Annotated in this window: 8 protein-coding genes; 7 read left to right on the top strand and 1 reads right to left on the bottom strand. The window is 45.5% G+C overall.

The window, feature by feature from the left end:
* The first annotated feature begins 153 nt into the window (after window positions 1-153).
* The 6 genes from QUA88_RS11350 (at window position 154) to QUA88_RS11325 (ending at window position 9881) form a co-directional block, all read left to right on the top strand.
* Window positions 154-903 carry a peptidylprolyl isomerase gene (locus QUA88_RS11350; RefSeq protein ID WP_333053352.1) on the top strand — a complete coding sequence of 250 codons (750 nt, stop codon included), beginning with the start codon at window positions 154-156 and terminating at the stop codon, window positions 901-903.
* Between the two features lie 120 nt (window positions 904-1023).
* Complete coding sequence (locus tag QUA88_RS11345) at window positions 1024-4032, top strand: peptidase domain-containing ABC transporter (protein WP_333271745.1); 3009 nt, start codon at window positions 1024-1026, stop codon at window positions 4030-4032.
* 52 nt (window positions 4033-4084) lie between these two features.
* Window positions 4085-6091, top strand: coding sequence for a chromosome partitioning protein ParA (locus tag QUA88_RS11340; protein WP_333231346.1), 2007 nt, complete (start codon window positions 4085-4087; stop codon window positions 6089-6091).
* 264 nt (window positions 6092-6355) lie between these two features.
* Window positions 6356-8059, top strand: coding sequence for a hypothetical protein (locus tag QUA88_RS11335; protein WP_333053355.1), 1704 nt, complete (start codon window positions 6356-6358; stop codon window positions 8057-8059).
* A gap of 3 nt (window positions 8060-8062) precedes the next feature.
* Window positions 8063-8824, top strand: coding sequence for a glycosyltransferase family 2 protein (locus QUA88_RS11330; protein ID WP_333053356.1), 762 nt, complete (start codon window positions 8063-8065; stop codon window positions 8822-8824).
* Window positions 8817-9881 carry an NAD-dependent epimerase/dehydratase family protein gene (locus QUA88_RS11325; RefSeq protein WP_333053357.1) on the top strand — a complete coding sequence of 355 codons (1065 nt, stop codon included), beginning with the start codon at window positions 8817-8819 and terminating at the stop codon, window positions 9879-9881. Before QUA88_RS11330 ends, QUA88_RS11325 begins: the two co-directional genes overlap by 8 nt.
* 85 nt (window positions 9882-9966) lie before the next feature.
* On the opposite strand, the gene QUA88_RS11320 is transcribed toward QUA88_RS11325, so the two are convergent.
* Window positions 9967-10656: a methyltransferase domain-containing protein gene (locus tag QUA88_RS11320; protein ID WP_333237285.1), complete on the bottom strand. Its 690-nt coding sequence runs from the start codon at window positions 10654-10656 to the stop codon at window positions 9967-9969.
* A gap of 49 nt (window positions 10657-10705) precedes the next feature.
* Between QUA88_RS11320 and rfbC the strand changes: the two genes are divergently transcribed.
* On the top strand, window positions 10706-11251 hold the full coding sequence (gene rfbC, locus QUA88_RS11315; protein ID WP_333053480.1) for a dTDP-4-dehydrorhamnose 3,5-epimerase: 546 nt from the start codon (window positions 10706-10708) through the stop codon (window positions 11249-11251).
* Window position 11252 lies beyond the last annotated feature (1 nt).

Below are 11252 nucleotides of genomic sequence, written 5' to 3'. Positions count from 1 at the left end.
CCTCGCTAGGCAGAGCGTCAAGAAATAGACAGCAATAGCGCTAGCCCACTGACGGTCTGCTATCATCGGGGAATCGAGGGGTTAGTGGTTGTCGCTCTTTTCCTGCCACAGCTAAATTAAAAGGGGAAGCGCAAGTCAGTTGGAGATAAAAAAATGACAGGACTTTTTCAAATAGGCGATAAATTATTGCAAGCTCAAGATATGCCATCGCTCCTGAAGCGGTATCAGTTGATGCCACAATTCTTGCGGGGTGTAATAGTAGACCAAGCGATCGCATCCTTTAGTTGCAGCGACGAAGAACGAAAATCCGCCGTCCTTGACTTTCTGGCACAACACCAACTGACAGCCCCGGAAGCCAAAGAAGCTTGGCTGCGTAGCCAAAACATGACGGAAGAAGAACTTCAAGAGATGGCCGTTAGGCCCTTGCTGATCGAAAAATTTAAGCAAGCAACTTGGAGACCTAAAGTAGATAATTATTTTTTAACCCGCAAAGCCAGCCTAGACCACGTAGTCTATTCCCTGGTACGCACCAAAAATCCAGCACTGGCAAACGAACTTTACTTTCGCATCCTCGAAGGGGAACAAACCTTTGCTGAAGTGGCCCGCGACTATTCCGAAGGGCCGGAGTCCAAGTCAGGCGGCTTGTTGGGCCCCGTACCCCTCAGCCAGCCCCACCCGGCAATCAGCAAACTTTTGTCTGTCAGCCAGCCAAATCAACTCTGGACGCCGCGTCCTCTGGCAGAATGGATGGTAATTATTCGACTAGAAAAGTTCATGCCGGCCCAGCTTGATGAATCGATGCGGCTGCACTTGATTAACGAACTATTTGAAAGCTGGCTAGCCGAACAGATATCGCAAATAGGCCCGCTACAGCCCCTCTCCTCCGTGTCTTCAATTTCATGACAATCCAGCAAGTTGGTCAGGGGCCCCCGGATTTATCCGTGGAGACTTGAAAAAGCGTAGCATCCTGACAAAAACCCCCTGGATTCAATCTAAAATCTAAAATCTAAAATCTAAAATTGGATGACTTCTTCCGCTGTTTCCCTCTCCCAAATTCAGGATTTCCTAGCTCAAACACCTCCCTTTGACCGAATGTCAGAGACGGCTCTGACAGCCTTGGTGGCTAAATGCCAACTCCTTGGCTACCGGACGGGGCAACCCCTGTTTGAACGGGAAAAAATGCCGACTCAGGTGGCAATTATCTATCAAGGCCAGGCCCGGCTGCTGGGCTTTGACCAGCGCTCGCAGCGCCACGTAAGTTTACGCTTGGTGCAGTCGAAGGAAATCCTGGGCTGGGCTGGCTTGCTCAGAGGAGTTCCCTGCGAAACGGCGATCGCCTCTACAGATGTGATCGCGATCGTCCTACCTGCTGAAGATTTCCTGAGCGTACTGGAAAAACAGCCGACATTTGGAGAAGCCTTTCGCGAACACTGTTCGTTGAGCGAAGTATTTGAACTGTTGAGCCTGGAATTGCAGCGCCAAGCCGACGGCACTTCCAATCTCAAGGAACTCACCCTGCAAGCTTGGCAAGATGCGACAGTTGTCAACGTGCCAAACGGCAACAAAAAAACTCAAGACATCGCCAAAGAGCTAGATGCCGATCGAATTTGGCTCGTCAGCAGCGGCGTCTTGGGCGACTTTCCCACCGGCAGCCGCTTCTCTGTGGAAAACGCAGCCAAATCCTTAAAAGTAGAAGGCCGCCTCGGCGCTCGCTTGGTCGGCTTCCGGGAACCCCCCGAAGCCCAACCCGAAACAGACCCATTAAATGGCACGACAGAGACAGGAGGCTCTGGGCAGAATCCGCCCAACGGAACCTCGATCGCGGTTATAGACGCCCCCGATCGTCCCCCAGAACCCAAAACCGACCAACCAAAGGATGCCGGGAGATACCCAGTTTTCCGGGCCAAAGGGCAGATTGAGGCCCCGCTTGCTTGCTTCCAAATGTTGAGCAAGTATTTCGGCCTCAAGTTTCGTCGAGATATCATCCGCAAAGTTCTAGAAAATCAGTTAAAAACCGCTGGTTCTATCAGTATGCAAGCCTGCGGGGCGATCGCCCAAAGCATCGGCCTGACGCCCCAATTGGCGCAAGTGCCCGCAGAAGCCATCAACCGCATCAAAGCTCCCGTAATGATTAAATGGGAAACCAGCTTTGCCATTATTTACAGCATCACCGAGCAAGAATTGGTGATGGCCACGCCCGAAAAAGGGTTAATGCGGAAGCGGATACCTCAGTTTAAAGAAATCTGGGGAGAATCAGGAGAAGTCCTGCTGCTGCAAGCTCCGCAAGTCGAACAAAAAGAGCAGTTCAGCTTCTGGTGGTTTGTGCCGGCGCTGATGGAACACAAGACAGTGTTTTTTGAGGTGTTGCTCGCTTCGTTTTTTGTACAGTTATTTGGTCTTGCCAACCCATTAATCAGCCAAGTAATTATTGATAAAGTATTAGGTCAGCGCAGCATTGACACCTTGGATATTTTGGGTGCATTTCTGTTAGGTGTTGCCCTGTTTGAAGGACTGCTCAACGGTTTGCGTACCTTTTTGTTTATAGATACCTCAAACCGCATTGATGTCAAATTGAGTGCAGAAGTCATCGACCACTTGCTCCGGCTGCCCCAAAATTACTTTGACAATCGGCGCGTCGGAGATCTGGTTTACAAATTCAGCATGATGGGCCAGATTCGGGAATTCATGACGAGTACAGCTCTGACAGTGGTTCTCGATGCGGTATTTTCGGTGGTTTACGTCGCCGTGATGCTCTCCTACAGCGTGCAGCTAACGTTTGTATCTTTGGCAGTGGTACCGGTACTGGGGCTGATGATTGTTCTAATCAATCCGCTGGTGCTGCGCCTGATCAAACAGAGAAATATGCGTTTTTCTGACTCTCAATCTTATTTAGTGGAAGTAGTCAGCGGGATTCAAACTGTTAAGGCTCAAAATATTGAATTGAAATCCCGTTGGGAGTGGTCGAGCCGCTACGCAAAATACATTACAGCCAGTTTTAAAACAATTATCACGGGGACTACGGCCGGTACGATTAGCAGCTTTTTAAACCAGGTGGGTAACTTAGCTCAGTTGTGGGTGGGAGCTTATTTGGTACTGGGAAATGAGATTACTTTGGGTCAGTTGATTGCTTTCCGAATTATTTCCGGGAACGTGACTGGTTCGCTGCTGCGTTTTGTGAGCGTCTGGCAGAGTTTCCAAGAAGTCTCGATGTCGATCGATATGCTCAAGGATGTGGTCGATACGCCGACGGAAACCAGCGATGAAGATCGCAGCAATATCCCGCTGCCGGCAATTCAAGGGCAGGTTACCTATGAGGAGGTTTCCTTCCGATTCCTGGAGAGCGGGGCACTGCAATTGGCTAATGTTAATTTGGAATTTCCCGCTGGCAGTTTTGTGGGAATTGTGGGGGGAAGCGGTTCCGGTAAAAGTACGGCGATGAAGCTGTTGCAGCGTCTTTATCCGCCGCTGTCGGGCCGGATTTTTATTGACGGCTATGACATTTCTAAGGTGGAACTGTACTCGCTCCGCAGCCAACTTGGGGTGGTGTTGCAAGATACTTTGCTGTTTAACTGTACTGTGCAGGAAAATATTGCTCTGAGTAATCCAGATGCGAGTACGGATGAGATTGTGCGAGCTGCGAAATTAGCGGTAGCTCACGATTTTATTATGGGCTTGCCTGCTGGCTACAATACGATAGTCGGAGAGCGTGGTTCCTCGCTTTCTGGGGGTCAAAGACAGCGTTTGGCGATCGCCCGGACGATTTTGCAAAACCCGAAACTGCTGATTTTGGACGAAGCTACAAGCGCCCTCGACTACCATTCCGAACGCCAAGTTTGCAATAACTTAGCAGAAGCTTTCGCCGGCCGCACGGTGTTTTTCATTACTCACCGCCTGACTACCATCCAAAACGCTGATGTAATTATTATGATGGATCAAGGTTCTGTAGTCGAGCGGGGAACTCATAAAGAATTAATGGCTCTTAAAGGGCGTTACTACTGCCTCTTCCAACAACAAGAGTCATCGAATACCTAATCTCTAACAACTCACAACTGATCGCTAACCCTTAACAACTGAGAACTAACAAATGGCTATGAAATCGTTAATACTTTCTGAGCAACCAGTCATTCTCGAAAAACCAGCGATTTGGTCGCACTTGTTTTTGTGGATGATCATGCTGATGACCACTTCTGCTGTAGTTTGGGCTTATTTTGCTAGCGTAGAGCAAGCTGTCCCCGCTGTGGGTCAATTGGAACTCAAAGATGGTGCTAGAGACATCCAAGCACCTGCTACGGGCGCTGTGGTGAGACTTCACGTTGAAAATGGCGATCGCGTGGAAAAAAACCAGCCTCTGCTCACTTTCAACCCTGTTGCGCCCAGTGCCGATTTAACATCGGTTCAGAAAACTAAAGAAGCTCTGGAAAAGGAAAATAAATTTTACGAAGATGTTGTCAACGGCAAAATTCAAGGCCCTGTTCCTTCTAACCTAGAATCAACAATCAGGGACAGACAGAGCCTCACGGCACAAAATCAAGTGCTGCAAGCTTTGATTGACGAACTGTACCTCAATCGGGGAGCCAGCGGAAATTTTGATGCTGCTCAGCAAGGACTTTATGTTAATTATCGATCGGAATTTCTGTCTCGCGTCGCTGCAGCTCAAGGCCAAGTTCAGGAGTTGGAAAAACAACTGAAGCAAGCTCAGGATGCTGAGAAAGCTGCCGGCGATCAAATGATAGTCGCACAGCAACAATTGGGTTTTGCCCAGAACCAATTAAATTATGCCCAGCAGCAGTTAGCTTCTTCGCAAGAGCAAGTAAAATCCGCCCTGGCTCAGAGAGATTTGGCCCAAGAACAGTTAGCGAAATCGCAACAAGTATTGAAGTCGAATCAAAACATTCTAGGCCGACTCGCCCCCCTGGTGGAGGAAGGAGCCATCGCTGAACTGCAAAAAGAACGTCAAGAACAAGATGTTTTCAGAGGCCAAAGCGACGTTCTCAAACAGCAAGATCAAATCAAGCAGCGCGAAGGTGAAATCAACTCTCGCAGGGGCGAAATTAACACGCGCCTCGGTGAAATCAATACGCGCCGAGGCGAAATTAACGCGCGTCAAGGCGACATCCAAAAAATTAGTGCTGACATACAGCGCCAGCAAGGAGAGCAAGCGCGCATTCAGGAGTCCATCGCCCGCGCTCAAGAACAGTTAAAAAATACCAAGGATGCCTGGGCGAGAGAACTTTATACCAAAATTGCTGAAAACGAGAAACAAATTGCCAGCAGCGATTCTCAGCTAAGCCGCTTCAAAGTGGAAAACCTGAAAAAGTTGTCCGAGGTGAACGCTCAGCTAGAAAAGGCTCAAGAAAACCGCGACACTCAAGTTCTGAAAGCTCCGGTATCCGGTGTTATCTTCGATTTGAAGCCTTCTACGAAGGAGAAAGCTAAGTTGGATATGGCGAAAGATCCGATATGCCAATCCATTATTAATTCGGTGGTGAAACCGGGCGAACCGCGCCCAGCACGCTGCGAAGAAGCTTATTACGAAGCACAGCAAACTGAAAAGCTGCTTAAAGTTTTGGATGACGACAACGGTTTGGAAGCAGTTGTTTACCTGGAAAACAGCAATGTGGCTCTGGTATTGGATGCTTTGAGACAGAAGCGGGCCAAATTGGAGCCGTATCACGGCAAGCAATTAGACGGAGAAAAGATTGACTGCGAAACAGGTAAAATTTGCGTTTGTCCAGAGAAGGAAATTAACAGAGAGAAACTGGGTTTGACGAAATACCAATGCGTGCCTGTGGAAGTGAATGTAGAAGCTTTCCCGGCGATGGAGTTTGGTACTGCTGAGGGTGAAGTGATAGAGATTAGCAGCGATGCTGAGCCTCCTACTGAACTGCGGAAATACTATGCTTTCAAAACCAAAATTAAGCTCAAAAATCAGAAGTTTGTTTTGAACAAGGGCAAGGCAAATGAAGTGGAGGTTAACTTGCAGTCGGGAATGGCAGTGAGTTCTAATATTAATATCGGCAAGCGGACTGTTTTGCAGATGTTTATTAACCGATTTACTGGGAAAATGGATACGTTCAAGACTATTAAGTAGCGAACAGTTGACGGTTTACTGTTGACGGTTGACGGTTGACCGTTGACCGTTGACCGTTGACGGTTTACTGTTGATTTTCAGTCGAAAAGCTGATGATATCATGTCCGTTCGAGCGATCGCGATTTTTGTAGGGGCCCGTGAGCCAACAATACTTGCGAATAATTTACACTCTCAAAAACCCGCCCTGACCGGGATATTATGGTTAATCGATCGGACATGATATGACTAGATTTTACAATTCCGATGCTACCGGATTGGATATTAATGAAAAAAATCATATTATTTACTTTATATCTAATTCCTGTCCTCTTATTAATCGGATTTGTATCGAATTTTAACGTTAACGTTCCCGTTGATGACGAGTGGAGGTTAGCTAGCCTTTTTGAAAAAATAGCTGCGGGAAATGTAACTTTTAACGATTTTTGGGCTTTGCACAGCAACCACCGCATACTTTTCCCTAAAATAATTATTGCGGTGCTGGCTTTTGCTTCCCGATGGAATATTAATTATCAGTTGTGTCTCAGCATAGGTTTGGCTGCGATAACTTTTATCGCTATGTACAAGTTATCCTCAATGCAAGTTAAGAATGTTGGGGATGATTTGTGGCATTTAGCTAATATTTTAACTTGTATTTTGCTTTTCTCTCTAGTTCAGCACGAAAACTGGCTGTGGGGATTTCAATTAGCGTGGTTTTTAGTCAATTTGTGTTTTGTCGCTGCGGTTTATGCGCTGGTTTCAAATCACAAATTATTGCCTAATATTAGAATCTTTATTGCTGCTGTATTCTGCTTTGTTGCGAGTTTTTCCCTCGCGCAAGGCTTGCTGTCTTGGTTGGCTGCAATTCCCGCTGTGGCGGCTGTAGAAGGAAATGCGGCGCAGAAAAGAAAAAGACTTATTGTCTGGATGCTGCTGTTTGCGACAACTTGTGCTGTTTACTCAATTGATTATCATCCTAGTCGGAAAGCAAGTATTATTTCATTGTTGAATAAGCCGTTTGTGGTGATTGATTACTTTTTAAGTTTGCTGGGTTCGCCAATTGTGCGATCGCCTGGAATTTCAGCATTAGTTGGATTGCTAATATTTGCAAGTTTCTTATTTTTTGTGTTCCACTTTGGGAGAAAGATTACCGAGCATCGTGAGGCTTTACCTTGGCTGTCAATAGCCTTGTTTTCGGTTTTATCTGCTCTGTTTATTACGGCTGGTAGGGCCGAATTTGGGGCGATTCAGGCGATCGAATCGTCGAGATATACGACTAATTCGATTTTGCTGTTAATTGCTTTGGTTCAGCTCGGTCAATTGTTTGTCCGAGGTAAGATTGCTACCATAAATCGCACCTATAAGTTTGTTTATCGGGTGTTAGCAGGGCTGTTAATTGGGATAATTATTCTTAACTCTCAGCAGGCGATCGCCCAAACTAGATTAGCAGTTATTTACAAACAAGGCGCTCAAGATTGTTTGCAGTTAATTAACTATCTGGAACCGTCGGATTTTTTTGATAATTCGCCGGAAAGCTGTTTGAGGGTGCTGAGCAAAAAAACTTGGCTGGTGAGAGAAGGCGCTGCAATTATCGACAAAATAGGTTGGATCAAGTTCGCGAAAAATGTAGAGTTTATTTCTAATACGGAGAAAGTTTACGGTTATTTAGACAAACCTCAAACTAGCGATAAATCCTTGACTGTTAAGCAAAATGAGGCTGTCAAGGCTGCTGGTTGGGCGGTTTTGCCAGAAAAATTGCAACAGCCCAATATTGTACTGCTATCTGTCGGGGATAAAAAATCTTTTTTTGCTAACGCTTATGTAAATTTGGACAGTCCCGACATTGCTGAGAGTTTAAAATCTGAGTTATACAATAATGCCAGGTGGGCTGTTGATTTGTCGGATAATAATTTGCCGATCGCCCAAACAGAAATTAAAGCTTGGGTGTATAATCCTGTTGACAACCAGTTTGTCGAGTTGCGCGGAGGATGAGGAGTGAAAATTTCTGTGATTATACCAGCCCACAATGAGGAGGGCTGTTTGTACGGTACTGTGCGGGCGATCGCCCAGACGCTCGATTTAGAAGGCATTCCGCACGAAATTTTGATTGTGAATGACAATAGTGTCGATCGAACTATTGATATTTGCCAGGAGTTGTCAGAGACTTTTCCCACAGTGAGATACATCAACAATCAACCTCCCAACGGTTTCGGATTTGCGGTGCGTCGGGGATTGGTGGAATTTGACGGAGATGCTGCGGCAATTGTGATGGCGGATGCTTCCGACGATCCGATGGATTTGGTAGCAGGATACCGCAAGTTGCAAGAAGGATATGATTGCGTTTTCGGTTCCCGCTTTATCAAAGGTGGTTTTATAGTTGATTATCCCATTCACAAGTTAGTAATTAACCGCTTAGCAAACTGGTTTGTCAAAAGTATTTTCGGCTTGCGGTACAGCGATGTCACCAATGCTTTTAAAATTTACCGCAGAGAAGTAATTGAAGGCGTGCAACCGATTCTGAGCCATCATTTTAATTTGACAGTGGAACTGCCTTTAAAAGCAATTGTTCGGGGTTTTTCTTATACGGTGATTCCTCTGAGGTGGTACAATCGGACTGCTGGTATTTCTAAGCTGAAAATCAAAGAGATGGGCAGTCGATATTTGTTTATTGTCTTGTATGTCTGGCTCGAAAAACATCTGTCTCGCGGCGACTACCACCGGACTAGAAAGATAGCAAAGTTGAAAGTGAATGCCTGATAAAATTTTAATTGTTGGTGGTGCGGGTTTTATCGGCAGTTGTTTGGCAATTGGCCTGAAGAAACTGCACCCGGAATGGCAAATAATTTGTTTAGATAACCTGCGTCGCCGGGGCTCGGAATTGAATCTGCCTCGGCTTAAAAGTTGTGGTATTCAGTTTGTTTACGGGGATATTCGCACAGCGGCAGATTTAGATCCAGTTGCACTCAATGCTGACTGCATTATAGATTGTGCTGCGGAGCCTTCTGTGCTGGCTGGTTTTAGTTCGCCTCAGTACGTTTTGCAGACGAATTTACTGGGCACTGTGAATGTTTTGGAGTTGGCGAGACAGACTGGTGCGAGTTTGCTGTTTTTGTCTACGAGTCGGGTTTATCCGATCGCCAGTGTCAAATCTGTTAAACTGTTAGAGTTGCCCAATAGATTTGCGATCGCCCCTGAGCAAACTTTACCCGGTATATCTGAGTTGGGCATATCAGAAGACTTCCCATTAAAAGGACACCGTTCGCTTTACGGAGCCACTAAATTAGCTTCGGAATTGCTGATTGAGGAATACAGGGAAGCATACAATGTACCCGCAATTATTAACCGCTGCGGGTTAATTACTGGTGCTTGGCAAATGGGTAAAGTAGATCAGGGAGTTTGCGGTTTGTGGGTGGCGGCTCACTATTTTCAAAAGTCGCTGAGTTATATCGGTTTTGGTGGCAGTGGGAAGCAGGTTAGGGATTTGCTGCACGTGGAAGATTTGTTGAGGTTAGTTAATTATCAGTTAGAAAATTTTGCTAAATTTGACGGCGAAGTTTTTAATGTAGGCGGTGGTTTTAGCAACAGTCTTTCTTTGGTTGAGACAACTGATTTGTGCCAAAAGATTACGGGTAAATCGATTTCAATTAATCCTGTTTTGGAGGAACGCGCGGGGGATATTCCGATTTTTATTACTGATTCTTCTAGGGTGATGGAGAAAACAGGATGGCGGCCTGTTATTGGGCCGGAAGCAGCTTTGCAGGATATTTATGATTGGATTGCTGCTAATGAGGTGGTTTTAAGTTCGATTTTGTAGGGATTTTTTTAATGGCAGGTACAGGGGGATAAACGCGGCTAAACGCAGATGAATCTCTCTGCCTGCATATGACTAGGATTGCCTGTCATGAGGCTCTGCCTCTATTGTTTTGTTTCGATGCTTTAACAAACATTTGCCCTCCCAAAAAACGCCACAACAAAGGCAATTTTAAGTAAATTTTTAACAGCAAGGGCGAGGCCGGTCTGCCTTTCGTCGAAAAGGGTAAAAATCTCGGTATAATTAAGTCGATTTCAAACCCGACAGTTTGTAAAAGCTCTTGTAGCGATAAATGCGTTATCGGTAATTGATGGTCGATAAAATCGTAGTATTCCTTGTATGAATATTTAAAATTAGGCTGAATTACCAACAGAGAACCGCTAGGCTTGAGGGCCTCGAAGCAAAAAGAGATAATTTCTACAAGTTCCTCTTTGTTGCGGAGGTGTTCAAAAAAATTTGAGATAAAAATACTATCGAACTGTTCGGTAAAAGATGTGTAATTTTCTAAATTCAACACATCAATATTAAGCACATTTACATCAGCATTAGCAAATAACTTTGAATCGGGATTAAGATCAATTAAATATTTTTTTTTAGCCCGAATTTGATTGATAAATTCGCAGTAACCGCCGCCTATATCTAAAACCGCTGATTCGGGAGGAACATAATTTTGTAAGAAGTCGTCAATTAAAACTTTCCATAGTGCCACCTTCGCTTGCATTTGTCGCGAATCAAAGCGGTTGGCATACAATTTTTTGAGATATGTGTCAGTTTTCATAGTAAAATAGCCTAGACTGAGTATGAGTTTATCACTTTCACAGCTAACTATGAATGTTATATCTACCGAAATACCGGAAGTTCTGATCGTTGAGCCGAAAATTTTCGGAGACGATCGCGGTTTCTTTTTTGAGAGTTTCAATCACCGAGCTTTTGTCGAAAAAACAGGCGTGACAGCCGAATTTGTTCAAGACAATCATTCCAAATCCTCTAAAAATGTGTTGCGCGGTTTGCACTACCAACTGCAGCAACCTCAAGGAAAATTGCTGCGGGTAGTTGCTGGCGAAATATTTGATGTAGCGGTGGATATTAGACAAAGTTCGCCGACTTTCGGAAAGTGGGTGGGGTGTTTGGTGAGTGCAGAAAATAAACGGCAATTTTGGGTGCCGGCGGGATTTGCACACGGTTTTTTAGTGGTTTCCGAGACGGCTGAAGTTTTGTACAAAACTACAGATTATTACGCACCGGCACACGAGCGGTGTATCCTGTGGAATGACCCCGATTTGGCGATCGACTGGCCGCTAGATGGTGCCAAACCAATCTTATCAGCTAAAGACCAAGCTGGACAAACATTGAAAACAGCTCAAGTGTTTTGAT

The sequence above is a fragment of the Microcoleus sp. D3_18_C2 genome, assembly GCF_036702395.1.
Taxonomy (GTDB): domain Bacteria; phylum Cyanobacteriota; class Cyanobacteriia; order Cyanobacteriales; family Microcoleaceae; genus Microcoleus.
Note: the sequence above shows the minus strand (reverse complement) of the source record. Positions and strands in the feature narration are given on the sequence as shown.